25 protein-coding genes are annotated in these 25,631 nt (G+C 43.2%); 12 read left to right on the top strand and 13 right to left on the bottom strand.

Features of this window, described 5'->3' with window-relative positions:
- Positions 1–46: 46 nt before the first annotated feature.
- Positions 47–2,527: a family 20 glycosylhydrolase gene (locus ACFSR5_RS13975; RefSeq protein ID WP_380904821.1), complete on the top strand. Its 2,481-nt coding sequence runs from the start codon at positions 47–49 to the stop codon at positions 2,525–2,527.
- Here ACFSR5_RS13975 and ytxJ read toward each other — a convergent pair.
- The 5 genes from ytxJ to ACFSR5_RS13950 all read right to left on the bottom strand — a co-directional run bounded on the left by ytxJ (position 2,517) and on the right by ACFSR5_RS13950 (position 7,080).
- A complete protein-coding gene (gene ytxJ / locus ACFSR5_RS13970) occupies positions 2,517–2,846 on the bottom strand; it encodes a bacillithiol system redox-active protein YtxJ (protein ID WP_380904819.1) in 330 nt (109 codons plus the stop codon). The two genes, ACFSR5_RS13975 and ytxJ, sit on opposite strands and share 11 nt — an antisense overlap.
- Positions 2,847–2,857: 11 nt before the next feature.
- A complete protein-coding gene (locus ACFSR5_RS13965; protein WP_380904817.1) occupies positions 2,858–3,586 on the bottom strand; it encodes a hypothetical protein in 729 nt (242 codons plus the stop codon).
- Positions 3,587–3,822: 236 nt separating this feature from the next.
- Positions 3,823–4,311 carry a 6,7-dimethyl-8-ribityllumazine synthase gene (ribH, locus tag ACFSR5_RS13960; protein WP_380904815.1) on the bottom strand — a complete coding sequence of 163 codons (489 nt, stop codon included), beginning with the start codon at positions 4,309–4,311 and terminating at the stop codon, positions 3,823–3,825.
- A 94-nt stretch (positions 4,312–4,405) separates the two neighbouring features.
- A complete protein-coding gene (locus tag ACFSR5_RS13955; RefSeq protein WP_380904813.1) occupies positions 4,406–5,074 on the bottom strand; it encodes a tol-pal system YbgF family protein in 669 nt (222 codons plus the stop codon).
- Between the two features lie 83 nt (positions 5,075–5,157).
- A complete protein-coding gene (locus ACFSR5_RS13950) occupies positions 5,158–7,080 on the bottom strand; it encodes a polysaccharide biosynthesis protein (protein WP_380904811.1) in 1,923 nt (640 codons plus the stop codon).
- A 128-nt stretch (positions 7,081–7,208) separates the two neighbouring features.
- Here ACFSR5_RS13950 and ACFSR5_RS13945 point away from each other — a divergent pair, with 128 nt between their 5' ends.
- From ACFSR5_RS13945 to ACFSR5_RS13935, 3 genes are read left to right on the top strand one after another with little or no spacing between them, the layout of a single operon-like run.
- Positions 7,209–8,420: an alanine dehydrogenase gene (locus tag ACFSR5_RS13945; RefSeq protein WP_380904809.1), complete on the top strand. Its 1,212-nt coding sequence runs from the start codon at positions 7,209–7,211 to the stop codon at positions 8,418–8,420.
- A gap of 4 nt (positions 8,421–8,424) precedes the next feature.
- Positions 8,425–9,279: an alpha/beta hydrolase gene (locus tag ACFSR5_RS13940; RefSeq protein WP_380904807.1), complete on the top strand. Its 855-nt coding sequence runs from the start codon at positions 8,425–8,427 to the stop codon at positions 9,277–9,279.
- Entirely contained in the window at positions 9,261–9,770 is a 510-nt protein-coding gene (locus ACFSR5_RS13935) for a TlpA family protein disulfide reductase (protein ID WP_380904805.1), read from the top strand. Before ACFSR5_RS13940 ends, ACFSR5_RS13935 begins: the two co-directional genes overlap by 19 nt.
- A gap of 4 nt (positions 9,771–9,774) precedes the next feature.
- Here ACFSR5_RS13935 and ACFSR5_RS13930 read toward each other — a convergent pair whose 3' ends face one another.
- The 6 genes from ACFSR5_RS13930 to porX all read right to left on the bottom strand — a co-directional run bounded on the left by ACFSR5_RS13930 (position 9,775) and on the right by porX (position 15,092).
- Positions 9,775–10,824, bottom strand: coding sequence for an ABC transporter ATP-binding protein (locus tag ACFSR5_RS13930; RefSeq protein ID WP_380904803.1), 1,050 nt, complete (start codon positions 10,822–10,824; stop codon positions 9,775–9,777).
- 102 nt (positions 10,825–10,926) lie between these two features.
- Positions 10,927–11,721, bottom strand: coding sequence for an outer membrane beta-barrel protein (locus ACFSR5_RS13925; protein WP_380904801.1), 795 nt, complete (start codon positions 11,719–11,721; stop codon positions 10,927–10,929).
- A gap of 2 nt (positions 11,722–11,723) precedes the next feature.
- Entirely contained in the window at positions 11,724–12,452 is a 729-nt protein-coding gene (locus ACFSR5_RS13920; protein WP_380904799.1) for a hypothetical protein, read from the bottom strand.
- Positions 12,449–12,982, bottom strand: coding sequence for an RNA polymerase sigma factor (locus ACFSR5_RS13915; RefSeq protein ID WP_380904797.1), 534 nt, complete (start codon positions 12,980–12,982; stop codon positions 12,449–12,451). The genes ACFSR5_RS13920 and ACFSR5_RS13915 overlap by 4 nt, the downstream gene beginning before the upstream one ends.
- Before the next feature lie 74 nt (positions 12,983–13,056).
- On the bottom strand, positions 13,057–13,458 hold the full coding sequence (tsaE, locus tag ACFSR5_RS13910; RefSeq protein ID WP_380904794.1) for a tRNA (adenosine(37)-N6)-threonylcarbamoyltransferase complex ATPase subunit type 1 TsaE: 402 nt from the start codon (positions 13,456–13,458) through the stop codon (positions 13,057–13,059).
- Between the two features lie 77 nt (positions 13,459–13,535).
- On the bottom strand, positions 13,536–15,092 hold the full coding sequence (porX, locus tag ACFSR5_RS13905; RefSeq protein WP_380904792.1) for a T9SS response regulator signal transducer PorX: 1,557 nt from the start codon (positions 15,090–15,092) through the stop codon (positions 13,536–13,538).
- Between the two features lie 356 nt (positions 15,093–15,448).
- On the opposite strand from porX, the gene ACFSR5_RS13900 reads away from it, so the two are divergent.
- From ACFSR5_RS13900 to ACFSR5_RS13870, 7 genes are all read left to right on the top strand, one after another.
- Complete coding sequence (locus ACFSR5_RS13900) at positions 15,449–16,693, top strand: HD domain-containing protein (RefSeq protein WP_380904790.1); 1,245 nt, start codon at positions 15,449–15,451, stop codon at positions 16,691–16,693.
- 43 nt (positions 16,694–16,736) lie between these two features.
- A complete protein-coding gene (gene lpxD, locus ACFSR5_RS13895) occupies positions 16,737–17,780 on the top strand; it encodes a UDP-3-O-(3-hydroxymyristoyl)glucosamine N-acyltransferase (protein ID WP_380904788.1) in 1,044 nt (347 codons plus the stop codon).
- A gap of 23 nt (positions 17,781–17,803) precedes the next feature.
- Positions 17,804–19,201 carry a bifunctional UDP-3-O-[3-hydroxymyristoyl] N-acetylglucosamine deacetylase/3-hydroxyacyl-ACP dehydratase gene (locus ACFSR5_RS13890; RefSeq protein WP_380904786.1) on the top strand — a complete coding sequence of 466 codons (1,398 nt, stop codon included), beginning with the start codon at positions 17,804–17,806 and terminating at the stop codon, positions 19,199–19,201.
- 1 nt (position 19,202) lies between these two features.
- Entirely contained in the window at positions 19,203–20,000 is a 798-nt protein-coding gene (gene lpxA, locus ACFSR5_RS13885; RefSeq protein ID WP_380904784.1) for an acyl-ACP--UDP-N-acetylglucosamine O-acyltransferase, read from the top strand.
- Between the two features lie 10 nt (positions 20,001–20,010).
- Entirely contained in the window at positions 20,011–20,634 is a 624-nt protein-coding gene (locus ACFSR5_RS13880) for an ABC transporter ATP-binding protein (RefSeq protein WP_380904782.1), read from the top strand.
- A gap of 69 nt (positions 20,635–20,703) precedes the next feature.
- Entirely contained in the window at positions 20,704–21,264 is a 561-nt protein-coding gene (gene efp, locus ACFSR5_RS13875; RefSeq protein ID WP_380904780.1) for an elongation factor P, read from the top strand.
- 133 nt (positions 21,265–21,397) lie between these two features.
- On the top strand, positions 21,398–21,976 hold the full coding sequence (locus tag ACFSR5_RS13870) for a 5-formyltetrahydrofolate cyclo-ligase (RefSeq protein WP_380904778.1): 579 nt from the start codon (positions 21,398–21,400) through the stop codon (positions 21,974–21,976).
- Between the two features lie 49 nt (positions 21,977–22,025).
- Here the strand turns inward: ACFSR5_RS13870 and ACFSR5_RS13865 are convergent, their stop codons facing one another.
- Together ACFSR5_RS13865 and ACFSR5_RS13860 are read right to left on the bottom strand one after the other, a co-directional pair.
- A complete protein-coding gene (locus ACFSR5_RS13865) occupies positions 22,026–23,321 on the bottom strand; it encodes an HAD-IB family phosphatase (RefSeq protein ID WP_380904776.1) in 1,296 nt (431 codons plus the stop codon).
- Between the two features lie 24 nt (positions 23,322–23,345).
- The gene (locus tag ACFSR5_RS13860) at positions 23,346–24,314 is read right to left on the bottom strand and encodes an NAD-dependent epimerase/dehydratase family protein (protein ID WP_380904774.1); all 969 of its coding nucleotides are present in this window, start codon (positions 24,312–24,314) and stop codon (positions 23,346–23,348) included.
- A 114-nt stretch (positions 24,315–24,428) separates the two neighbouring features.
- On the opposite strand from ACFSR5_RS13860, the gene ACFSR5_RS13855 reads away from it, so the two are divergent.
- Positions 24,429–25,616, top strand: coding sequence for a formimidoylglutamase (locus ACFSR5_RS13855; protein ID WP_380904772.1), 1,188 nt, complete (start codon positions 24,429–24,431; stop codon positions 25,614–25,616).
- The last annotated feature ends 15 nt before the right edge of the window (positions 25,617–25,631 follow it).

Below are 25,631 nucleotides of genomic sequence, written 5' to 3'. Positions count from 1 at the left end.
AAAAAATAGGTATTTTCGAAAGTATAAAGGAAGGCGGCAAATGCTCATGAAACAATTGAAAATTATGCGTGGAATTGCGCTGGCGTTACTGATGACAGGATATGGCGTTGATGCAATAGGTCAATCTAACGAAGTGAAAAATCTATCGTTGACGTGGAGGGCAAGCTCTGTGTATGATGGAAAAGACAATCTTGATCTAGATATAGTGTTAAAAAACACCACTGAAGTACCTATTTCTTTACGGGAGTCGGATCTTTGGTTCAATGCGATTTATCCGATACTAGAAAAAGAAACATCAAGGTATCAGCTCTCTGATGAAAATGGTAACCTGTTCCGTATTCGATTTAAAGAAGGTGTTAAAGTTCAGCCGAGCGACTCCCTAGTAGTAACGTATACAACGAAGTATCCTATTGTGAATGTATCCAACGTGCCCAATGGTTTTTATTTCCAAGATCGTAACGACGCATCGGAAGTGACTCCATTGGCAATCTCTGCTCGGTCAATACTTCCAAGTGGAGACGTTAACGACATCTATTGGGCGACCTTGTACGAAAAAAACAAAAATCGTCACACGGGTAACAATAAACACGTTGTGTTGCCGTCACCGAAAACGGTGAAAAAAGGAATAGGTACGTTAACGCTTAGTGGTACTTATGCCATAGCACCTGCATTTATGGGAGAGGAAAAGAATGTGCGTGAGATTCTTGATGGTCTTGCTGATATGCCATCGCTAACTGATCCGAAGACCGCGCAGATTAATATTCGAGAAAAGGCGGGCTACGGTCCTGAAGCTTATTTTTTAAAAATTGATGGAGCGAGCGTGACGATCGAGGCTTCTCATGCCGCCGGAGTGTTTTATGCCTTGCAATCATTGCGTTCACTTCGTACGATCAGTACTGGAGGACAAAGCTCGGCGGTTGTTCCTTGTTTGGAAATACGCGATGAACCTCGCTATGCTTATCGAGGTTTTATGATGGACATTGCTCGCAACTTTAAAGATAAATCTATCATATTAAAGTATATCGATCTGATGTCTCGGTATAAATTGAATACCTTTCACATCCATTTTATTGATGATGAGGGGTGGCGTATCGAAATTCCTGCATTGCCGGAATTGACAGAAATTGGCGCAAATAGAACTCCATTGTTCAGAGAAGATAAAGGAATACAGCCATCGTATGGATCAGGGGCGACTTCAACGAGCCGACATTATCTCAGTCGTCAGGACTTTATAGAAATTTTAAAGTATGCGAAGCGGCGTCATGTAACGATCGTTCCGGAGATTGAAACACCAGGGCACGCTCGGGCATCAATAAAAGCTATGGAGGTTCGTTATAAGAGGTTTGTGGCGAAAGGAGATAAGGCGGAGGCCGAGAAGTATCTACTCCATGATTTTGAGGATAAATCCGTATACAGTTCTGCTCAATATTGGAACGATAACGTGATGAATGTGGCATTACCATCTGTATATACGTTTATCGGGGAAGTTTTGGATGAATTCAAACGTATGTATGCTGAGGCGGGAGTTCCACTAACCAAAGTCTCTTTGGGCGGTGATGAAGTGCCGACGGGTTCTTGGGAAAAGTCACCTAAAATTAAATCTTTGATGGACAGCCTTCAAATGGGATCCGTATACGAGGTGTGGCCGTACTATATTGACAAGGTGAATAGATTATGTCAAGCGAAAGGACTGCAACTTGCGGGTTGGGAAGAAATGGGTATGGTCAATAAGGGGAAAGGGATGGAGGTGAACCATCAACTGGCTTCGGATAACATACAATTGGATGTGTGGAATAATTTAGTGGGTGGGGGACAGGAAGATTTGGCTTACAGGTTGGCGAATGCCGGCTATCCTACAGTGTTCATCAGTGCTAACAATAATTATTTTGATATGGCATGGGATACCAATTTTGAAGAACCTGGATTGAAATGGGCAAGTTATTCAGATTTATACCAATCGTATACCTTTCTGCCGGAAGATTTTTTTGCTACGATCCATCATAGTATTAATGGTGCCCGCTTGAAGAAGGGAGATTTTAACGGAAAAACGAGATTGACTGAGAAAGGGCGAGCCCATCTTTTAGGAATCAAAGGTGGACTCTGGGCTGAGACCGTTGTTTCTGAAGATCGATTGGATTACATGATATTTCCACGTTTTTTTTCGCTTGCTGAGCGAGCGTGGTCTCCGCGCCGGAGCTACGAAAGTGAATCTGCCTTTGACCTTGACGCGTTCAACAAGGATTACAGCGCGTTGCTCAACAAAATCAGCGAAGACGAGTTGCCACGCATCCATTCGGTCGTCGCGTATCGGTTGCCCGCTGTTGGCGTTAAAGAGGAAAACGGGAAACTATACGTCAATACCGAATATCCCGGTTTCGATGTGTACTATACAACCGACGGAAGCGTTCCTACCCAAGATAGCAGACGGTATACAGATCCGGTAAATATCAAGGAAGGGGCTACCTATCAATTTGTCGTGATTAGTCCCGATAACCGGCGGGGTACGGTCTCGACTATTAAGAGATAAAGGGTAGAACAGCCGTCAACTCAATATCTTGATGCGAAGCATGATACAGGCAGGAATCTCCTTGCAGAACCAACAGTTGAGGAGATTCATGTCGTACATGCCAATAGTCGGCTATGTAATTTGAAAGGTCGCGGTGAGCAATCAGATCAAGAAAATAAACTGGAAAACTATCAGGGAGTGCACCGAAATCGAACTCTACACTACGTTTGGCCATACTGCTGACCGAACAACGTGTGCTGTGTTTGAAGACAACAAAAACGCTTCCTGAAGTGGCCAATTCGTGTAACTGTTCTATAGCAGTTAATGTTTTCCAATTCATACAATAAAAAATTATAAGTTCGAGAATTTAGACTCTTCCATATCGGTGAAGGCGGCAACGGTTGTAAATAAGGTGCTTCTCGCTTGATTATCCATATTTTTAAAAGTCGTGGGCAAAATCAGTCCCCCGCCAATGTCCTTGTATCCGTTGACAAAATATGTATTCCCATCCCGATCAACAACCTGTTTGATATATCCCGTTTCCCCATGAAAAAACAGTTCTCCGGATAAGATGCTGTCCTTCAATTGAAAAGGAAGTGATTGCAATTTTTCTGCATTGACAATCTTAGAAGAAACTTTGCCGGTTTTTGTATCCGGCTTGTCGATTAATGTCGGGAGGAATATCAATGCGGCATCCTTACGGAATTGTTCCTTGATCTTCGCAAAAATTGCAATTACATCGGCATTTAGTGGCTTCACTTCTCCACCATTTGTAAAAAATTTGGTCAACTTATCCGTTTTGAAATTGAAGAGCGCTACGATATTATTTCCATCTTCTGTTTTTCCTTCAAAGCGTGCTTGTCCTGACCTTTTGTTAATCAGGTATTTTCGATCACCTTGTAGGTGTTTAGCATCGTTTCCGTTGGCCGTGAAGAGGATATAATTTGTACTGTCCCACTTCGTTTTTCCACCGACACCTTTCCAAAGCATGGTGCTAACTTCCGTGTTGCTCTGCGCCGATACACCAACCGATAGGAATGACAGCAAACTGAATATTATTACTGTTAGGACTGTTTTCATTGTTAACTCCTATAATTATAAAGGAACCCATATTTCTCTTTTAATACCAAGAAAAATGGATTCCTGTTTTAAAAATATCGTATTATTTTATCCTGCTTTTTTGCTATGGATACGTACTGTACGCTGCACATTGCTGTGTCAAGCACGCTGAAATATAGAGAGATTCTAAAAAAAGAAGCCCCCGCAGGATTGTACCACAACATTTCGTGTCCGTAAGTTAAACAAAAATGGTACCATTAGTACTCCTTGCTCAGGTTGGCCATTTGAATAGCCGTGATCGCAGCCTCCTCGCCTTTGTTACCGTGTATTCCACCTGCGCGATCCATAGCTTGTTCTATGTTGTCTGTTGTGAGAACGCCAAAGACGACCGGTTTATTGTATTTGAGGGATACATTAGCAATGCCATGGGCCACGGCATCACAGATAAAATCAAAGTGTCTGGTCTCTCCCTGTATCACGCAGCCTAGACAGATGACGGCATCTATCTCTTCGTTGCGGAGAACAATATCCGCTCCGGAGATCAACTCGTAACTTCCCGGAACCTGAACAACGTCAATGTCATTCTCCAAAGCCCCGTGTCTCTGTAAGCCATCTATCGCGCCGCTCAAGAGGGCGCCTGTTACCTGTGCGTTCCACTGTGAAACGATGATCGCAAATTTTAATCCTTTGGCGTTGCCGACTTCGATATGCGAAAAGTCTGACAAATTTTTCAAGCTACTTGACATGGGGGCAAAGATAAATAAAAAAGGCTGCTTTATAAAATAAGCAGCCAGTCGTATATTTTGAAGCCTGGTCGTTGAAAGGCTTTTTTCTTCAAGGTTATTGCTTTGCTTGTACGCGTGCTAATGGGCCATCGATCATGTTTGCCTCGGGGCTTTCCGGATAATCAGATTTGATGGATTGATAAGCCTTTTCTGCGTTTTTAAAATCTTCCAAAGCTTCGTAAACTAATCCAAGTTTTTTAAGAAACAAAGGTGTGGTATACGAGTTTTTACTTTTGTCGGCCGCTTTTTTATAGTAATCTGCGGCACTTTTATAATCTTTTGATTCCGAATAAGCGTCGCCAATTAATCCGGTCACGAGTGGGTCTAACATGTCACTTCCGGTGTCCGAATATTTTTGAAGGTACTTTATGGCCTCTTGGTAATTTCCTTGACGTAAGTATAGACCGCCAAGATAAGCATTTGCGATGTTTGCTGTCTTTGTGTTCGAATACTCGTCTGCGATTTCCTTGAATCCCAAAAACGATCCATCGCCGTTGATTGCCTTAGCCTGAAGCGAGTCGATCAATGCATACTCTTCTGCTTTATAAATTTGGTTTGCGGCTTTTTCGGCACGTGGAGCAAGATATAATTTTTGATAACCCCAGTAGAGCACGATTAGAACGACGATTGCGCCTACGATAAAGGTTATGCTTTTTTGGTTGTCTTGAAAAAATGAACCTGATGATTTTTTAGGTTCAGTTGGATTTACATTTGTGTTTGACATCTGTTATTCTCGTATAATATGGAACGCAAAATTACACTTTTAAAATTTTATTACAAGTTTAAGTGAAAATTCTCGTCTTTATATCAGTTAGTTGTGGTTTGTACTTCTTTGTCGAGTTGTTCATAGACGGAATTTTGGCTTTTGAATTCGGGCACGATAGCTTTCATCTGGCGAACAACATCCATGTTGTTGCTGGTTTTGGTCTGTTCAAAAAGTATTTGTATCTGTTTGCTTACGAACAGATAATTGTTCTCTCTCACTTGAGCGATCATAATCTTTTGATGATGTGTCGGTAGGGTATTTTCCAAATCGTTTAGAAGTTCCTCGTACAATTTTTCACCGGGACGCAATCCGGTAAATTTAATATCGATATCTTGATAGGGTACAAAACCGGATAATTTGATCATTTTTTCGGCAAGATCCACGATTTTGACCGATTTTCCCATGTCGAACACAAAAATCTCTCCTCCATTTCCCATGCATCCCGCTTCGATGACGAGTTGACATGCCTCCGGGATGGTCATGAAATATCGGGTTATTTCAGGGTGTGTCACGGTAAGTGGTCCCCCTTTTTCGATCTGTTCACGGAATCGTGGAATCACTGATCCATTAGATCCTAATACATTGCCGAATCGTGTGGTGATAAAACGGGTTCCTTCCTTGTCACCTTGATTGCCGATATGATTGTTAAGGGACTGTACATACATCTCAGCAATACGTTTGGTCGCTCCCATGACATTGGTCGGGTTTACTGCTTTATCCGTCGACACGAAGACAAATTTCGAAACGCCGAACTCTACCGCTAAGTTGGCTAGTGTATAGGTGCCTAGGACATTGGTCCGCACACCCTCTATGGGGTGGCTTTCCATCATGGGCACGTGTTTATATGCCGCGGCATGATATACATATTGGGGTTTAAATGTGTCAAAAAGCAAGCGCATGCGATCTTCATTTTTTACGTCAGCAATAAAAGAGTGATACGATTGGTTTTTGAAACGTTCCTGCAAATCCAGATGAAGGTTGTGCAATGGAGATTCGGCTTGATCGCAAAGGATAATGAGTTGGGGATTGAAAAGTCCAAGCTGTTTGGCGATTTCACTTCCAATGGAACCAGCTGCACCGGTGACGAGTATGCGTTTGCCTTCAAGCTGATCCCGGATGTTGTCATGAGACAAGGTGATGGGAGCCCGTTCAAGTAAATCTTCAATTTTTACCTTTTTGATTTGACTGGGAGAGAGGGTGCCGTTGATGATCTCACTGACTGGCGGTAACGTGAGTACATTCACTTTTCGTTCTAAACTAATGTCTATGATCACGTCCTTTTTTTCCAAGGCGACGTTATGTGAAGCGAAAATCAGTTCATCGATAGCTAATTTTTCGATCAGCCTTTCCAGATCTTTAGAGTCATAGATTTTTACCCCATCGATGTATTTTCCGATTTTCGTTTCATCGTCGTCCAAATAAGCGACAATGAATTTATTGGACTTTAGGTCGTGGTCGAAGGTCCGCTTAACCGCGATGCCCAAATCGCCAGCACCATAAACGGCGACGTTTTTCTTCTCGGCTGTTTTCGTTTTGCTGTACTGAAAGAATATCTTGATGAGTGTGCGGTAGGTGGTCAGCCCTGTAAATGCAAATAGGCTATAGATTATGATAACATTCGTAGGAATGAGTGTCGGGATTTGTAAGGCAATTAATATGAGTTTAATCGCAAAAAGAATAATGACATTAAACAACAAGGTGGATAAGATCCGAATCGAATCGACAGCACTTGTGTAACGGACAATGCCGGAATAAAGCTTAAAAATTAAGAATGAAAATGACGTGATGCCCAAGCAGTAAATAATTTCTGTTGCGAAATGTACCCGCGCGTAGGCGTTTAAATTAAAGGAATAAAAAACGGCATATGCGAAAACAAAGGCGATCGCAGCTATGGTCAGGTCGAAAATAAAAATAGTCCATCGAGGAACTATACCGATTTGATTAAAAATAGGAAATTTTTGCATCCGCACGTCTTTACACTAAATGTAAATTTATACAAAAAAAATGGAATTGCTAATCTAGGTCTCTTAAATATCAATAATAATCTTTAAATTCACTAGTTAAAAAAATGATAAAGTGATCGAGAGGAAACATGAATGAAATATCAAAATTGGCGCAGAAGGCTATATTTCAACCGCAAGAGGCACTGGCCAGTGTAGGTAAGGGACGTCATGCGTTGAGTATTGGCGTTCCTAAGGAGATCTCCTTTCAAGAGAAGAGAATACCGCTTACACCGTTGTCTGTCGCTTTACTGGTCGAGTATGGACACGAGGTGGTTATTGAATCGGGAGCGGGGGATGCATCTAATTTTTTGGATCGACACTATAGTGAGCAGGGAGCCCGGATTGTGGACAACAAACAAGAGGTTTACCAATGTGATGTGGTGATCAAAATAGCGAGTCCGACGTTGGAAGAGGTGGGTATGATGAAAAACAAACAGGTCCTGTTATCTTCTCACCAGCCTTCTTTAATGCACTTGAAGGTCTTGCAGGCGCTCATGCGCAAACAGGTGACGGCTCTTTCGTACGAGTATTTAAAAGATGAGGGGGGGCACTTAACGGTTGTGCGGGCCATGAGTGAAATTGTCGGTGCGACCTCTGTTTTGATTGCAGCCGAATATCTGAGCAATATATTTGATGGTAAAGGCCTCATGCTCGGGGGGATTACCGGCGTCCCGCCGACCGAAATGGTCATTATTGGTGCCGGCACAGTAGGGGAATACGCGGCAAGGACTGCCATCGCCTTGGGGGCGCAGGTGAAAGTGTTTGATAGTTCCGTGTATCGGCTGCGACGTCTGCAGAACAATGTGGGAAGTCGCGTGTTTACTTCGGTGATGCAACCCATTGTCTTAAATAAGGCCGTACGTTCTAGCGACGTCGTTATCGGCGCGGTGCGCGCGACGAACGGCCGCTCGCCGTGCATTATCTCCGAGGATACCGTCTCGAAAATGAAGCCAAATTCCGTGCTGATCGATGTTAGTATCGATCAAGGCGGATGTTTTGAAACGTCCGAGGTAACCACACACGATAAACCCATTTTTCGAAAGTATGATGTTATTCATTATTGTGTGCCGAATATTGCGTCTCGAGTCGCAAGAACAGCGACCTACGCGCTTACGAATATCCTGACTCCGCTGTTGGTACAGATTGGAGAATACGGTGGTATGAATAATATGATTTGGTCCGACAAATGTATTCGTAGTGCTATTTATCTGTATCAAGGCATGTTGACAAATAAAGATATGGCGGAGAAGTTCAATTTACCGTCCAAAGACCTTGATCTCCTAATTGTTGCTAATCAATAACCCGATGAAGTTTTATCTTTCCATACTATTTTTTGTGGTGTTAATCAATTACTATACGCTCGCACAGGAAAAAGTGAGCTTGTACACAGCGATCCCCAATTCGACCAAGAGCGCGGAAGCATTGGGCGAGGAAAATATTCCCGTGCTCTATACGTATGACTTACCCGGTGCGAAAAGAGCGGTGCTGGTGATTCCTGGCGGCGGTTATTCGCATGTGGCCATCCAGCACGAAGGTCACGAAGTGGCTAAGGAATTCAATAAGCACGGCTACAGTGCGTTTGTCCTCTATTATCGGTTGCCAAAGGATGAAAATATGCCCGTGCGAAAGATAGGCCCCTTACAGGACGCACAGCGAGCCATGCAAATAATACGGGAGAATTATGCGTATGATTACCTTGGCGTGTTGGGATTTTCTGCAGGGGGGCACTTAGCCTCCTCACTTTCCAACCACTATAATGACGTAAAAATAGATAATCCCAAAGGAACGGACTTACGGCCTGATTTTTCTGTTTTGGTATATCCGGTGATTTCTATGGACGATGCGATTACACATAAAGGCTCAAAGGCGAATTTAATAGGGGCAACTCCGCCGCCATCGGATTTGTCCTACTTTTCGCTTGAACAACAGGTCTCCCAGAAAACACCGGTTACTTTTTTGATTCATGCGCAAGACGATAAAGCTGTGCCGATTGCCAATTCCCTTCGTTATAAAGAAGCACTTGATAAAAAAGGCGTCCCGAACGAGTTGTTCACCTATACGACGGGTGGGCATGGATTCGGACTTATTAATAAAACGGATGACCGAAAATGGGCGGATCAGTTATTTAAATGGCTTGACAAATGGAATGGAAGAAAATAAGCTGTACGGTATTGTTTATGGTGGCTTGTGTTTTTGCGCAAGCGCAGGAGTGGAAGGTGCCATTGAAAGGCGTTGTACCTGATTTTTCGGTGGAAACAAAGACCGGGGATAAAATAGAGATCAAGTCCTTGCGGGGAAAGGTCGTCCTTCTTAACTTTTTTGCAACTTGGTGCCCCCCTTGCCGTCAGGAGTTGCCGAGATTACAGCGGGAAATTTGGGAAAAATGGGGTAAGCGTGAAGATTTTGCGGTATGTGTACTCGCACGAGAAGAGGGGTGGGACAAACTGGATCCCTTCATAAAGAGCACAGGTTATACGTTTCCGATTTATCCGGATTTAAAGCGCGGGGTTTTTGGGCTGTTTGCGGAATCGCAGATACCTCGAAATATTTTGATTGATCGAGACGGTAAGGTCATCTATCAGTCTATTGGTTATGAAGAAGCCGAGTTTACTCAACTAATCCACATCATAAAAGCAGAACTAGACAAGTAGTTCGTCAAGACATAAACGTACTATACCGATCCACAGTGACGGAAAAACGTTGTCCTATAGGCAAATAAACGATGGGATGCAAAATGGCATGTAACGTGAGTGATCCATTGCCGAAAACGACCTCTTTGTAAAAACCGCGAAAACGGATATCTTTCAGGATAAACGTGCCCTGGGAATTTTGCTCAAAGCGGATATCCTCTTGGTGGATTCCGATCGTTGATTCGGTTTGTATACCAAGGCTAGCTGCTTGTTGCGGTGAGAGGATGTTACTTTTTGCCAAGAGCTGAGCGGTGTATCCGTGGGCAGGATTATAATATAATTTTTCGGGTGTTCCCTGCTCCAGTATTTTTGCGTTTTTCATCACTATCAGTTCGTCAGACATAGCGAGAACTTCGGTTGGATCGTGGGACACTAAAACAATCGTTAATCCCGTTTCATCGACAATATGTCGGATATCTTGTTGGAGTGCATCTCGAAAAGCCGCGTCAACCTGATTGAAGGGTTCGTCCATAAGCAACACCTCTGGTTCGTTAATGAGTGCCCGAGCGATAGCAACCCGTTGTTTCTCGCCTCCACTGAGATCCGCGACACGTTGCTGCGCGAGATGGGAAATCTTAAGTTTTTCCAATGTTTCCTGTGTTTTGGATACTTTTCGTTCCAGGTTCGTGTTCGGAAGTTGGGAAGCGATATTGTCCCACACTTTTGCATATAAATTGAGGTCATCAAAACCCTGTGAAACAAGTTTCATAGCATCATGGCCGGGGATGAGCTTATCTTTCCGCGTGGGAACCAGCCAGCCTTTATAGCGAATTTCGCCCGTGTCCGGTTCCAGTAATCCATATATGAGTTTCAGCAACGTACTTTTGCCACTACCGGACTCGCCAATGATTGCCGTAATCTTTCCTGCTGTAATGCCAAATTCGACTCGATCTACAGCGGTTACTTGTTCCTTGGCATGAAAAACGTGAGAGACGTTCGCGCCATGGATCAACGGAAGGCCGAGTTTTTGTTGATCGCTTGGGATATACTGACAAGATGAGGGTTGTTGTGCCATAAATAAATGTGCCGGATTCATTGTCCGGCACAAAAGTACGTATTTAAATATTAAACCCGAATGCATTTTACGGGGTATGACTTTCGTAAGTCCGTGGTCGTTTTAGAATCCTAACGTTAAGCCGAACGTGAAATTGCTCAGGTTTTGCTGATTCGGGCTGTTTTCGAACATATCGTTAAGATAATACTTGGCGAAGACTCCTAATGATCCAAATCCTACGCGGGCAAACGCTCCATATTGAAATGTAGCCAAATTATAATTATCTCTGTACTTCTGTTTCCCGAATTCTTCGCTTTTTAATCGCTGCGTGCCTTTTAGGAGAATACCCGTCATGGCTCCAAACGCAATTTTCGCTCGATCGCCGTGTTTATTTTTTCGCGTCCGGAATTCAAAGCTAAGCGGTACGCGTAGATACGTGGAAGTCAGTATGTTTTTTTTATACGCAACATCCGATGCACTGTAGGTTAATGTAGTGGCATCTTGATCCAAAATGACATTATTTTTCAAGCGCAAATAATTCCATTCAAAGCCCGTGGAGAGATACATCTTGAACTGGTCAGTGAAGCGAAGTCCGATCTGGGCGATATCGAATCCGAAGTTTGACGCTTTCTTGTAGTCTAGAAACTGGTTCTCTTCCGAGAGATTAAAACTGCCGTCATCAATCAACCGGGAGAAACCCCAATCAATCCGTGTAAACGTCAGTCCTCCAAAGACGCGCGGATACTTGATCTCTTCGCCTCGGTCATCGTAATCCTTTTTTCCCAAGGTTGGTGTAAGATCCATTTTCCTATCTGCTATCGTGTCTGGCGGGGTATCCTGTGCATGTGCATTGTTCAGGGTAAGAAGGCACAATGCTAGGACTGGCCAGAGATAATTGGTAAGTTTTGTCTTCATCATGGTTATTTCTTTTTTCTTCTGTTTTTTACTAGTGAATGATATATATCTATTCGAAAGGATCCTTCGTCGTCTTTGCTAAAGTGTATTGTTTTATTGTCGTCCGGATTAAGAACATCGGATATCTTGTTAAGAAGGTTCGGAACCAATCCCCCGGCGGAAGGTGGTAGAGCCGCCACCATGGTTTCTTCTTCTTCCGGATTATCGATCAGTGGTTGGATGGGCGCGGCTTCTACGACCCGACGTGTCGGTAATTTGGCCGGTATGCTATCTGTGTTTTTACGTAGTGAAAGACTCGCTAATGACACTTCCGGAAGGTTTGGTTCATCCACATCCCCAGATTTTCGAGTCGAAGTTGTTTTGATCTTCCGTGCCCCCTTAATTGATGCTGTCCGCTGAATGGCAGCGTTAGGGATCGGTGGCTCGTTGATTGCGATCCGTTCTTTTTTTAGTGGGGCGGATACAGGTCGTTCATCAGTCCGCTGTTCTTGTGGAATGGTCACATGTGTTGCGCTCACCTTATTTTCTAATTGTAAAGCTCGGTAGGTTAGGATACCTGCAAGAACAAAAATTGCCAAAGCGGCTGCGTAACGGGTCCAGTAGCTCGTCTTTAATGTTACGCCACGCTTTCTGTCGAGCTGCGTATCGATGTTTTTCCAGACGTGGAGTGGCGGATTTTCTTCTCCGTTTGCGAGCCTATCGCGGAATAGTTTGTCAAATTGATTGTCGTTCATCGCTCTAGATCCTCCAATTTTAATAGTTTGTCTTTCAGCCATTGTCGCGCCCGCGATAACTGCGATTTGGAATTTCCTTCCGAAATAGACAGCATCTCTGCGATTTCCCGGTGCGAATACCCTTCAACAGCGTAGAGGTTAAAAATTGTCTTATATCCTACGGGAAGATCGTGCACTAATGCTAGCAAATCTTGGTACTGGAGATTATCCTGAAGCGTGTATGGAATCGCTATGTGTTCGTGTCGCTGTTCGATAGGATCTGTAAAATTGATCCTATTTCTTCGATGCGTTTCGATAGCCGTATGGACGATAATCCGTCGTATCCAACCTTCAAGAGAACCTTGTCCTCGATAGAGTTCCCCTTTGGTAAAGACTTTTATAAAACCCATTTGCAAGATATCTTCTGCTTCCACTTGATCTTGTGCATAACGCAGGCAGACTGCAAACATTTTCTTGGAAAAGAGTTGATAGAGTTGAAACTGTGCTTTTCGGTCTCCGATCAGGCACTGTTTCCATAGCGTATCCAACATATTTTTTTCCAAGGTTAATTAGTCTTTTATAAGGAAGACGATGGGAGGGTCAGAATGGTTGCATGCGCGCATAATTATTTTACCACGACACGTCTGCTTTCAGGAGATACGATATGGATCGTGATGCATCGGGCATGGGCCGGAAGGAGATTGGGAATCTTTTCTGGCCATTCTACAAAACAGTAAGCATCGGCGTAGAAATACTCTTCGTAGCCTAAATCATACGCTTCACTTTCCTCTTTGAGGCGATAGAAATCAAAATGATAGACCGGACCGTGTGACGAAGCGTATTCATTAACAATAGAGAACGTGGGGCTAGACGTAGTTTCGGTGACCCCTAATTGTTGACAGAGTGCATTGACCAACGTTGTTTTGCCTGCCCCCATCGCTCCGTACAATAAAAAGATACGATCCTGTGAAAAGGTAGCTAAAATTTGCCCTGCAGCACGTTCTACGTCGTGGAGGCTGTTCATCATGATTTCCATGTCCAAACTTATGCATTTTGTTATTTTTTTGCAATGTGGACCGTGCCTTGTGCGGACTTAGGCCTAGACTATTTAGGGGTGTATACAGCATAGGGAATGATCATTTCCTCGAGAGAAATACCACCGTGCTGGAATGTTCCGTTGTAATAGTTGACAAAATGATTATAATTATTGGGATAGACGAAGTAGTAATCGTCTTTTGAGAATACAAAGGATGAGCTGACGTGTAATTTTGGTAGTTGTGCATCGTGTGGATTCTTGATAAGAAACACTTCTTTGCCGTTGTAGTTGAGGTTTTTTCCTTGTTTGTAACGAAGATTGGTGTTGGTATTTCGATCGCCAATGATTTTGCTCGGTTTTTTTACACGTATTGTTCCATGGTCTGTGGTGATGATTACCTTTACATGACGCTGTGCGAGCCATTTCAACGCATCTAATAATGGCGAATGCTCAAACCAGGACAGCGTTAGTGAGCGGTAAGCACTTTCATCGTTTGCCAGTTCCCGGATCATCGCCATGTCGGTTCGGGCGTGTGATAGCATATCGACGAAATTATAGACCAATACATTCAGGTCGTTTTGCATCAGGTTGTTTAACGAGTCGACGACATCCTTGCCCTGCTCTAGTGTCAATATTTTATGGTACGCGTGTTTAATTTCCCGTCGATATAAACGGTTGACCTGATCCGTTAAGAATTTGTCCTCGTGCATATTTTTCCCTCCCTCATCATCATCGTTTTGCCATAGGGCCGGAAATCTTTTTTCCATCTCTAACGGTGTTAATCCACTAAAGATAGCATTTCGGGCATACTGTGTAGCGGTGGGAAGAATGCTGTAATACGCATCTTCCTCTTCTAACCTATAGTAGTCTGTGATGATCTCGTTGACCACCTTCCATTGATCGTACCGTAGATTGTCGATGAGGAAGAAAAAAGTGGGGCGTTCTGCATCTAAGGATGGGAACACCTTCTTTTTAAACAGTTGGTGGGATTGTATAGGTCCCTCTTCTTTGTTCTGTATCCAGTTGATGTAGTTTTTCTCGACGAATTTGGAAAAAAGAGTATTGGCATCCGCTTTCTGCATCGTTAATATCTCATGCATATTGGCATCCTCCAGTTTTTGTAGCGAAAGCTCCCAATAGATTAATTTTTTATACGCTTCTACCCATTGTTTGTAGTTCAGATCGTCGTTGATGGTCATGCCTAGGTTCCTGAACTCCTGCTGATAAGCCATTGAAGTCTTCTCGTTAACAAGGCGTTTGTTTTCGGTGAATTTTTTGATGGTTAACAGGATTTGTTTCGGGTTGACCGGTTTGATCAGGTAATCGTCTATTTTTGATCCAATTGCATCTTCCATCAGGTGTTCTTCTTCATTTTTCGTAACCAGAACTGTTGGAATAGTCGGATTAATTGTCTTGAGGATGGCCAAGGTCTCCAAACCCGTCTTCCCCGGCATATTTTCATCGAGAAAGACTAAGTCAAAAGGCTCTCGTTGAAACGCATCGACGGCGTCGTTCCCATTGTTCACGGTCTTAACACGATACCCTTTTTCTTCCAGAAGCAGGATGTGTGGGCGTAAAAACTCAATCTCATCATCTGCCCAAAGAATATGTATTTTATTTGTCATATAATATTTCTCATTATGTTGTGTAATAGCCCTTTTCCGACGTAGAACCGAGCAAGGTAAGGAGGTTGTAATTTGAATCTAATACTAAAATAGTCAAAAAGGAAGATTATTGCTTGATTTTTAACACTTATTAACTTCATTCTCCTTATCTTTGCCTTTAATTTAGACGCGTCAACGATTGACGAGCTAGCGAGAGCGTTAATTTCGATCAGGTTACGTAACCCATCGTCTTTTTTCGCATGATCTGTGTAAAAACTTATGCGGGTTCTTTAGAAGCCTGTGCTGCATTTGATTTTTTTTCAGAACGTTTCGTTCCTGTCTCAAATTTAAGGATAATAAACTATAGCGGCTGCAACTTGAACAAGAAAAAGATCATAAATGACCCTGTGTACGGATTTGTCAGCATTCCGTCGGCTTTCATTTTTGATCTTATTCAACATCCTTTTCTTCAGCGACTGCGTTTTATTAAGCAGGTTAGCATGACGCATTTAGTCTATCCTGGAGCGTTGCACACGCGTTTTCAGCATGTTGTCGGAGCTATGCATTTAACGTGTTTGGCCATTGACACGTTGCGGAGTAAAGAGGTGGATATTTCGATGGAAGAGGAGGAGGCCGTCTTAGCGGCGATTCTGTTGCACGATATCGGTCATGGTCCATTTTCGCATTCGCTTGAGCATACACTCGTAGAGGGGGTTTCTCATGAAGTTATTTCATCGCTGCTGATGGATCGCTTGAATGAAGAGTTTGGAGGACGACTGTCGCTAGCCATTACTATTTTTAACGATCAATATCCTCGAAAATTTTTTCATCAGTTAGTTTCTAGCCAGCTCGATACCGACCGCATGGACTACTTGAATAGAGACAGTTTTTTTACGGGAGTCTCTGAAGGTGTGATTTCATTTGACCGTATTATCAAAATGCTGAATGTAGAGCATGGGGAGCTGGTGGTTGAAGCGAAAGGGATTTATTCGGTTGAGAAGTTTTTGATAGCGCGTCGATTGATGTATTGGCAGGTATATCTGCACAAAACGGTGATTGGTGCCGAACAGATGCTTATTAAGATCTTGTATCGGGCCAAAGCATTGAGTGGACAAGGCCAAGAGCTGTTTGCTACCCGAGCGTTGCGGCATTTTTTGGTGAATAAGATCACTATCCATAATTTTTTGGAAGATCCGGCTCATTTAGCTTGGTTTACCAAATTGGATGATACGGATATCATGTCTGCGCTAAAAGAGTGGATGTATGCGGAAGACAAGATCCTGAAGACATTGTGCAGGAAATTGATGGATAGAAATTTGTTGCGCACGGAGCTCAGGAATACGCCTTTTTCCGAATCGGAAATAGCGAAGGTGCGGAGCCGTGTAAAGGCATATTTTGAGCTGCAGGATGATGAAGTTGATTATTTTGTATATACACAAGTGATTCAGAATAGTGCATATGACACACAACACAATAACATTAAAATAGTCAACAAACAAGGTGACATCCAAGATATTACCGAGGCATCTGACCTTTCCAATTTGGAAGCGTTGGCCAAAAGGGTGGAGAAATTTGCGATCTCCTATCCCAAGGAAGTAGGCTATCCGCTACACGAAGGTTAATAATTTGGTAAAAAATAATTAAGAAAAAGTATACATTTGTAAGATGCAATTTACTGCAAATCAAATAGCAACATTATTAGGTGGATACGTTGAAGGTAATCCCGATGTGGTTGTAAATCAGTTGGCTAAGATCGAAGAAGGAGAGCGTGGAGCATTGGCATTTTTATCGAATCCCAAATACGAGCAGTTCCTTTATGAGACGAACGCATCAGCCGTCATTGTGAACGAGGACTTTCAACTATCGAAGCCAGTTCAGGCCAGTTTGATTCGCGTGAAAGATGCGTATTCGGCTTTTTCGGAATTATTACGCATCTACCATCAGCTGCGAAACGAGCGTAGTGGCATCGAGGAACCGTCGTTTATTCACGAGTCGGCGCAGATCGGTCAAGATTTTTATCTCGGTGCTTTTTCCTATATCGGACGAGATGTAAAGATTGGAAATGGTGTCAAAATTTATCCTCAGGTGTATGTAGGAGATGGAGTGACTATTGGCGATCAATGCACCTTATTTCCGGGAGTCAAAGTGTACTACGATTGTAAGCTCGGAAAACATGTTGTCATTCATAGCGGTACCATAATAGGCAGTGATGGATTCGGCTTTGCCCCTCAAAAGGATGGTTCGTATAGCAAGGTGCCTCAAATAGGAAACGTAATTGTAGAAGACGATGTTGAAATCGGTGCCAATACAGTGGTGGATCGGGCAACATTGGGTTCGACAATTATTCGAAAAGGTGTAAAACTAGATAATCTGATCCAGGTTGCACATAATGTAGAGATCGGGACCAATACAGTCGCCGCGGCTCAAACTGGGATCTCCGGAAGTACCAAGATCGGCGAGAACGTTGTATTAGGTGGACAAGTAGGTGTTGTCGGCCATATTTCAATTGCTTCTGGAAGCCAGATCCAAGCGCAGTCTGGGATTAATCGCTCCATCGGAGACGAGAATAAAAAATGGGGGGGGACACCTGCCATGCCTTACAATAGTAACCTACGCTCACAAGTTATTTATGCCAAGCTTCCCGCGCTTGAGCACCGGATTGCCGTATTGGAAGAACGGCTGAAAGAACTAGATAACGAAACTCGATAAATTTGCTAAATAGAATGTTAGATATGAATGTAAAACAGCGGACTATACAGTCTGAAATATCTATTTCAGGGATTGGCTTGCATACAGGTAGGGCTGTGAACCTCACCATCAAGCCTGCACCGGAATTTCATTGGTATAAATTCAAACGAGTAGATCTCGAAGGTATGCCGACCATAGCTGTTGATGCGGATAATGTCTCAGATACTTCTCGAGGTACAACAATCTCCCAAAATGGAGCATCGGTGAGTACGATTGAACACCTGATGGCGGCTTTGGTGGGGCTCCAAATAGATAATGTGTTAATCGAAATTGATGGCCCCGAAGTGCCAATTTTGGACGGTAGCTCTAAAATTTATGTGGAGAAGCTGTTGGAAGCTGGCTATATTGACCAGGATGCAGATCGGGATTATTATGAGATTAAGGATAATATTGCATATATAGAGAAAGATCGGAAAGTAGAAATTATTGCTATGCCATTGGATGGCTATCGCTTGACGTGTATGATTGATTTTAATTCGCCCGTTTTAGGAAGCCAGCACGCCTCGATAAGTAATATCACGGAGTTTAAAAATGAAATTTCGGGTTCACGGACGTTCTGCTTTCTTCACGAATTGGAAAGCTTACTGAATCACAATTTGATAAAAGGAGGTGATTTATCCAATGCAATTGTTATTGTTGACAAAGAAGTAAGCAAGGAAGAGCTCGATAAACTATCTGGTCTATTTAATAAGTCGGTGGACGTCGCTAATGAAGGGATATTAAACAATATTCAGTTGCGTTACCAAAATGAGCCTGCACGTCATAAACTGTTAGATATGATCGGAGACTTGGCACTGGTCGGACGCCCGCTGAAAGGACATATCATGGCAGCCCGTCCTGGGCATGCGGCCAATGCAGCCTTCGCGAAAAAAATCAAAGCCCAGATCAAAAAAGATAAAAATCGTAAGAACATGAAGGTGTATGATCCAAACATGCCCCCTGTGTATGACACCGTGCAGATCATGAAGATTTTACCGCATCGTCAGCCAATGTTGATGGTTGATAAAATCTTGGAATTGTCGGAAACGCATGTGGTTGGTCTAAAAAATGTGACCATGAATGAAGATTTGTTTATGGGACATTTTCCTGAAGCTCCGGTTTTTCCTGGTGTTTTACAGATCGAAGCGATGGCACAGACAGGAGGCATTTTAGTGCTAAACACTGTTCCGGATCCAGAAAATTGGTTGACACTGTTCCTAAAAATAGAAAACGCACGTTTTAAGAATCAGGTAACACCTGGTGATACGATTATTTTCAACTGTGAATTGTTGGAACCTATCCGTAGGGGAATCGCCCGGATGAAGGGAATCGGCCTGGTCGGAGATAAGGTCGTATGTGAGGCGGAGTTAATGGCTCAAATTGTTAAAGTAAAAGGTAATTAATATGATACAACCGTTATCATACATACATCCAGAGGCTAAGATAGCCCAAAATGTTGTCGTAGAACCCTTTTCTACCATCTATAAGGATGTGGAGATCGGCGAAGGAACATGGATAGGATCCAATGTGACCATAATGAATGGTGCTCGTATAGGTAAGAATTGCCGTATATTTCCAGGGGCGGTGATCTCGGGAGAACCGCAAGATCTGAAATTTGAAGGGGAGATTACTACCGCTGAGATCGGCGACAACACGACGATTCGGGAATGTGTTACGATCAATCGTGGCACTAAAGATCGATATAAGACCGTGATTGGGAAGAATTGCCTGATCCAAGCGTATAGTCATATTGCGCATGATTGTTTTGTGGGCGATAATTGTATCTTCTCGAATTCAAGTACCTTGGCCGGACATATCACCGTGGGTGACTATGTGGTGCTAGCCGGTATGGTTGCTGTACACCAGTTTTGTCAAATTGGTTCACATGCCTTTGTGACTGGCGGGACGCTCGTCCGTAAGGATGTTCCCCCATTTATCAAAGCGGCCCGTGAACCTATATCGTATGCAGGGATCAATTCGGTGGGATTACGACGTCGTGGTTTTACTGCCGAACAGATTACGGAGATCCAGGATATCTACCGGGTCTTATTTGTACAGAATCGAAACTTGACAAAGGCTCTTGACTTGATTGAAGCTGAATTTGCACCAACGGAGTTGCGGGACGAGATCCTATCGTTCGTTCGTAACTCTAATAGAGGGGTGATCAAGGGATTTAATCAAGGAAGAATTTCATCACTTTAATGTAGACTTATTGAGTATAATTTTACAAGACTTAGGTAGACGGTATAATAGGGAGTGGATTTTTCGCCATATCAATTGTACCTTTTCGTACGGAAAAAAATATGCAATTCTGGGGCCTAACGGTTCAGGGAAATCTACTTTTCTCAAAGTTATTTCAGGAAGCTTATCTCCAAGTGAAGGTCAGATCGCCTATCGATCTGCTTTAGCAACGGATATTTCGAACGATGCTATCTATCCATATTTATCGATTGCAGCTCCATATGTTGAGCTAATCGAAGAGCTTACCTTAAAAGAAATGTTGGATTTTCATTTTAGGTTTAAATCCTATCTCAAGGGATTTGATGCTGCTGCCGTTGTGGATTTTCTGCAGTTGGATAAGGCAATAGACAAGGAGATCCGGTTTTTTTCCTCGGGTATGAAACAACGGCTGAAGTTAGCGTTGGCCTGTTGTTCAGATTCATCGATAGTCTTGCTTGATGAGCCAACCAGTAATTTAGACGTTGCTGGAGAGCGTTGGTATTTATCCTTATTGGAGCGCACAATCGGTCCGGACCGACTGCTTTTTATCGGTTCGAACCAAGAAAAAGAATATGCTTTTTGTGAGGAAACGCTCGACATGCTTTCATATAAATAGGGCGAACTACCATTTTCATAAGAACAGTATATTTTGTAGTTTTGTATCGATAAAATCAAAGAAATTGTTATGTCAAAAGCATCTGAAGTAAAATCAGGAAATATACTTCGTTTCAACGGAGAGTTGGTTTCAGTAGAAGAATATATTCACCGTACCCCCGGCAACTTACGTGCTTTTTATCAGGCGCGTATGCGGAATGTGCGTACCGGGAAATTAGTCGAATATCGCTTTAGAACGGATGAAGAGGTCGAAATAGCACGAGTGGAAACGAGCGATTATCAGTACCTGTACGATGATGGCGAGTTTTTTGTTGTCATGGATAACAACACCTATGAACAATTTAATATTCCAAAAGGGTTATTCGGTGATACAGCCCGTTTCTTGAAAGAGGGAATGAATGTAATCATTGCGTTTGAGAGTGATGAACCGATCATGGCGCAGGCACCGACTACAGTTGAATTAGAAATTACGTATACAGAGCCGGCCGTAAAGGGGGATACATCGACCAACGCATTAAAAACGGCAACGGTTGAGACGGGCGTGGAAATTCGGGTGCCACTTTTTATCAATCAAGGCGATAAAGTGAAGGTGGATACACGTACTGGAGACTATATCGAGCGTGTAAAATAACGTAGGGCATTGTGCCGGTAGCGTAAGAAGAATGTCGTAGACAACGATATAGGTCCTCCGGACAAAAATTTTAGGTTTAGGTTGATTATCGGTCTTGTTAGCTTCTCCAAGCGCAAGGCCGTTTTTTTTAGGTATGACCAAAGCAGAACTTAGGAAGCACTATCGGGCGATACGATCGTCGTTGACGGAGCAAGAAACAAACCGTTTCAACGAACAGATAATATCACACCTCCTAGCATTTAGTTGGGAAGATGTGCGCTATGTACATTGTTTTCTACCCATAGGCCGGCATAAAGAACCTGATATGTGGGCCTTTATGGATATTGTTCAAGAGCGTTTTCCGAACCTCCAGATGGTGGTGAGTCGATCGAATGTGATCGATTTCTCTATGGTGCATTATTTGTTTTCGAGAAGTTTGATCTTAACAGAAAATGAATGGGGTATCGTCGAGCCCCTCGACGGGGAACGTGTTGTAGAATCGTTGCTAGACGTGGTCTTGGTACCTTTACTAGTTGCAGACGACAGAGGAAATCGTGTAGGATACGGTAAGGGTTTTTACGATCGTTTTCTTGCTAGATGCAGGCCGGATTGTGTGAAAATTGGCATATCTTTCTTTGAGCCAGTCGAGTTGATTACCGATGTCGACACATTGGACATACCGCTCGATAAACTGGTTACCCCCTTGTCTGTTTTTGATTTTAAAGCTTCGTAATCTGTTCGGACATTCGCGGGCGAATTGTCCGAACAAGTATATTTGGAACCTATTTGTATAGGATGCGGAACTTAATGGTATTATCGATCTGTTTCAGCTGTTTTAACATATCCTTATCGTACGCGGTATGTATGTCTGTGACAGCATATCCGATTTCTCCTTTGGTCATCAGGAACTGAGAGATGATATTGATGTTGTTTTCGGCATAGACGTTATTTATCTGGGCCATAATACCGGGCACGTTTTGGTGGATATGTAGCAAACGATGTGCTTGCGTTAAACGTGGTAATGTTAAATTTGGGAAATTTCGACTCATGTATGTGTCCCCATTGTTGATGAAGTCTGCCATACGGCGCGGGATGAACTCCGCATTTCTTTTCTTGTTCTTCTTGTCATCAAAGACGACAATACCTTTTTCGTTGCAGACCTTTTTGCTGATATGTCCTTTGACATCGCCTAAATAACCAATGGTTTTTAGCTTATCAGCCCTTGCCAGTTGTTCTTCTTCAATAGTCACGCCCTCGGCAAGAAGAAGCAGCCCCACATCTTTGGTGTATTTTTCCTCGAATGTATCCTTCACCCGAACGGAAAAACCGTCACGTTTCAGAATGTGAACGGCGATTTCCGGGACATCACCGACTATCAGACATAAAATACGGTTCTTTGGGTAGGAAATGGCGCGAGGCAAATCATTGACATATAAGAACTCGTCGAAGCTTGGCGTAATGTGGTCGGCTTTGTCCGTGACACTTTTTCTTGATATATTCTCCGTAAAGGCAAAGAACTTTTCGATCAAGCCGGACTCTTTAAGTTGGAAATCCGAGTATCCATCTCCAATTCCAAATATACGTCCGGCTATCTGCAATTCCTTTAATAGCTTGACTTTACCGCCTTCGTCGGAAAGGGGATTTGTTTCGTCATATCCGATAATGTTTCCCGCTTCATCGAATTTGAAGGTATTGGCGTATATATTTTCTTTTTTGATGTGATAAGGCGTAACCACCGGAGTGATAAACTCTTTAAATCCTCCGGAGACAATCCAAGCGGTTTCTTGATTCTCTTTAAAAAAATCTTTATTACGCTCGAAGGAGCGCGATACCTTTTTTTTCAGGTGTGTAACCAATTTGTCCAGATGCGATTTGTTCGCGTTGAGTAACTGTACACGCCCTGTCAAGCTCTCCCGGAAGGAGATCTTTCCTTCCATGGCTAAGTTAGTGAAGTCTTCTATCTGTTGATAAATTTTGTCCTTATCGGGATGGTTTTCGAGGGATATGCGGGCCAGTTCATCCAGAGCTTCGACTTGTGTGAATGTACTATCGAAATCAATGATGTAATAATTTTTCACGATGGTTTAGTTTGATATTATAGATTACGGTTTAAATTCTAGACTCATTTCTTTCAAAGTTACGTCAACGGGCTTGAATTGGTATCCTGTGCTGTCGGTTATCTTCTTGTTGGAGTAGGCTAATTTTGCGGCCGAAGCTTTCGCCGCATCCCGGGTTAACGCGGGCCTTTCTCCTTTTAGAAGCGCGATCATCTTGGCGACACGCCAAGCAATGCTAAGCATGAAAGGCTTGGCTTCCATCCGCGGTACAGGTTTGTCAAGCAGTTTTGCGATACGTTCCAATAGGCTTTTGTTCGAGAGGTTTTCACTGTTCAGTACATAACGCTCTCCGGAGATTTCCTTCGATTGCATCAGTAAGATCATCAGCTTGGCAACATCAGCTACATCTACAATACCTACCGTGCCAGGAGGATAAATTTTCAAACCTTTTTGCACCATTTGGAAAATAACACCGGACGCTTTTTTTCCTGTCCCTACACCCATGATAACCGATGGATTAACGATCACAGCATCTAGACCTTCTACGACTCCCCGCCAAACTTCCATTTCGCTCTCGTATTTGGACAGGGCATATTTGGAGTTGTCGGCGCCGTCATCCCAGTGACTTTTTTCAGTAATCAGTTCATTGGCTTTACTTGATCCCAATGCGGCAATGGAACTGACGTGGACCAGTCGAGCCTGATGTTCTAAGCACAGATTCACGATATGTTTTGTTCCTTCGATATTCGTATGGAGCATAGCTGCTGCATCCTCCTTCTGGTAGGAAATCATGGCCGCACAGTGGTATACCTCTGTTACGCCCTTAAATAGATCGGATAGGGCAAAATAGTCGGTGATGTCCGCATTTATCCACTGGATTAAGGACGACGCGAGCAGACTCATTGGGATTTCTGAACCTTCCCGCTTCGTCGCGATTACGGACACTCCGTTATCGATCAAAAATTTGATCAATGTCGATCCCAAAAAGCCCGTTCCACCTGTTACTAATATCACTTGCTAACTAATTGTTGAAAACTTATTCTTTCCAAAAATAGCTTAATAAATGCATATTTGCGAAATACTCAGTACATTGTTTCTGTTTTTTGTTTTAAAAATATCACACATCGTATGTCGTTAGCTGATTTCTTTACGCCTGTATCTCCGAAAGCGTTCTGCGCTGGAAATGATTTTTACAATTCTCAATTTGGAAAAATTATTCAAGCGCATGGGGAGTCGTTTCCCGATCTGGAAGATCCTGCGCGTAAACCCCATCTGGCTTTAATCGGGGTGGAAGAGGAGCGGGGTGCGGTAAATAATGCAGGAGCAAAGAAATCGCCCGATGCGGTTCGAAAGTATTTGTATAACCTGTACCAGGGTGATTATGCCGTGCGGATAGCAGATTTGGGGAATATTCAGGCTGGTGCTACTGTCCGTGATACCTATGTAGCGTTGAAAACCGTGATCGAAGAACTGGTGAAGCAAGATATCGTACCTATCATTATCGGCGGTGGGCAGGATCTTACCTATGCCCAATATACAGCATATGAAAATTTAGAACAGCGCGTGGAAATAGCTGTTATTGACGCACGATTTGACCTTGATCAAGATAATGGAGAAGATACGGCCTTGAATTCAAATACCTACCTCAACCATATTATTTTACATCAGCCCGACTATCTGTTTAACTTGAGTAACCTGGCCTATCAGACGTATCTCGTCAGCAAGGAGTCGATTAACATGTACGACAAATTGTTTTTCAGTACGATGCGGATTGGAATGATGTCCGGCAAACTAGATCAAGCAGAGCCCCTGATCCGTGCTGCCGATATGTTAAGCTTTGATATAGGCGCCATCCGAGCCTCTGAAGCTCCTGGCAATGCAAACGCGAACCCGAATGGATTGTATGGCGATGAGGCTTGCCAACTAGCCCGCTACGCGGGGATGTCGGACAAATGTTCATCCATAGGATTTTATGAATATAACCCCACGTTTGATCCAATGGGACATACGGCAAGCCTAGTAGCGCAGATGATTTGGTGTTTCGTTGATGGGTATTATAATCGGAAGAATGATGCTCCATTAATACCTAAATCTGCCTATATTATCTATCGAACTACGTTGGAAAACGACGATTATGAGCTGGTGTTCGTAAAAAGTAAGAAATCGGATCGGTGGTGGATGCAGGTTCCGTATTTCGGTTCAAAATCGGTGAACGAACGGTATTATTGGGTGCCATGTCGGTATGAAGATTATCAGCAAGCTGTGGGTGGAGATATGCCCGATCTCTGGTGGAAAACACATCAAAAGTTGCAGTAAAACCGGATATATGCG

The sequence above is a fragment of the Sphingobacterium suaedae genome, from assembly GCF_042684625.1.
GTDB lineage: Bacteria > Bacteroidota > Bacteroidia > Sphingobacteriales > Sphingobacteriaceae > Sphingobacterium > Sphingobacterium suaedae.
Note: the sequence above shows the minus strand (reverse complement) of the source record. Positions and strands in the feature narration are given on the sequence as shown.

Bases quoted from the DNA above. Each gene is read 5' to 3' on its own strand.
- ACFSR5_RS13975 (WP_380904821.1), top strand. From the start codon at position 47: ATGAAACAATTGAAAATTATGCGTGGAATTGCGCTGGCGTTACTGATG.
- ytxJ (WP_380904819.1), bottom strand. From the start codon at position 2,846: ATGAATTGGAAAACATTAACTGCTATAGAACAGTTACACGAATTGGCC.
- ACFSR5_RS13965 (WP_380904817.1), bottom strand. From the start codon at position 3,586: ATGAAAACAGTCCTAACAGTAATAATATTCAGTTTGCTGTCATTCCTA.
- ribH (WP_380904815.1), bottom strand. From the start codon at position 4,311: ATGTCAAGTAGCTTGAAAAATTTGTCAGACTTTTCGCATATCGAAGTC.
- ACFSR5_RS13955 (WP_380904813.1), bottom strand. From the start codon at position 5,074: ATGTCAAACACAAATGTAAATCCAACTGAACCTAAAAAATCATCAGGT.
- ACFSR5_RS13950 (WP_380904811.1), bottom strand. From the start codon at position 7,080: ATGCAAAAATTTCCTATTTTTAATCAAATCGGTATAGTTCCTCGATGG.
- ACFSR5_RS13945 (WP_380904809.1), top strand. From the start codon at position 7,209: ATGAATGAAATATCAAAATTGGCGCAGAAGGCTATATTTCAACCGCAA.
- ACFSR5_RS13940 (WP_380904807.1), top strand. From the start codon at position 8,425: ATGAAGTTTTATCTTTCCATACTATTTTTTGTGGTGTTAATCAATTAC.
- ACFSR5_RS13935 (WP_380904805.1), top strand. From the start codon at position 9,261: ATGGAATGGAAGAAAATAAGCTGTACGGTATTGTTTATGGTGGCTTGT.
- ACFSR5_RS13930 (WP_380904803.1), bottom strand. From the start codon at position 10,824: ATGGCACAACAACCCTCATCTTGTCAGTATATCCCAAGCGATCAACAA.
- ACFSR5_RS13925 (WP_380904801.1), bottom strand. From the start codon at position 11,721: ATGATGAAGACAAAACTTACCAATTATCTCTGGCCAGTCCTAGCATTG.
- ACFSR5_RS13920 (WP_380904799.1), bottom strand. From the start codon at position 12,452: ATGAACGACAATCAATTTGACAAACTATTCCGCGATAGGCTCGCAAAC.
- ACFSR5_RS13915 (WP_380904797.1), bottom strand. From the start codon at position 12,982: ATGTTGGATACGCTATGGAAACAGTGCCTGATCGGAGACCGAAAAGCA.
- tsaE (WP_380904794.1), bottom strand. From the start codon at position 13,458: ATGATGAACAGCCTCCACGACGTAGAACGTGCTGCAGGGCAAATTTTA.
- porX (WP_380904792.1), bottom strand. From the start codon at position 15,092: ATGACAAATAAAATACATATTCTTTGGGCAGATGATGAGATTGAGTTT.
- lpxD (WP_380904788.1), top strand. From the start codon at position 16,737: ATGCAATTTACTGCAAATCAAATAGCAACATTATTAGGTGGATACGTT.
- ACFSR5_RS13890 (WP_380904786.1), top strand. From the start codon at position 17,804: ATGAATGTAAAACAGCGGACTATACAGTCTGAAATATCTATTTCAGGG.
- lpxA (WP_380904784.1), top strand. From the start codon at position 19,203: ATGATACAACCGTTATCATACATACATCCAGAGGCTAAGATAGCCCAA.
- efp (WP_380904780.1), top strand. From the start codon at position 20,704: ATGTCAAAAGCATCTGAAGTAAAATCAGGAAATATACTTCGTTTCAAC.
- ACFSR5_RS13870 (WP_380904778.1), top strand. From the start codon at position 21,398: ATGACCAAAGCAGAACTTAGGAAGCACTATCGGGCGATACGATCGTCG.
- ACFSR5_RS13855 (WP_380904772.1), top strand. From the start codon at position 24,429: ATGTCGTTAGCTGATTTCTTTACGCCTGTATCTCCGAAAGCGTTCTGC.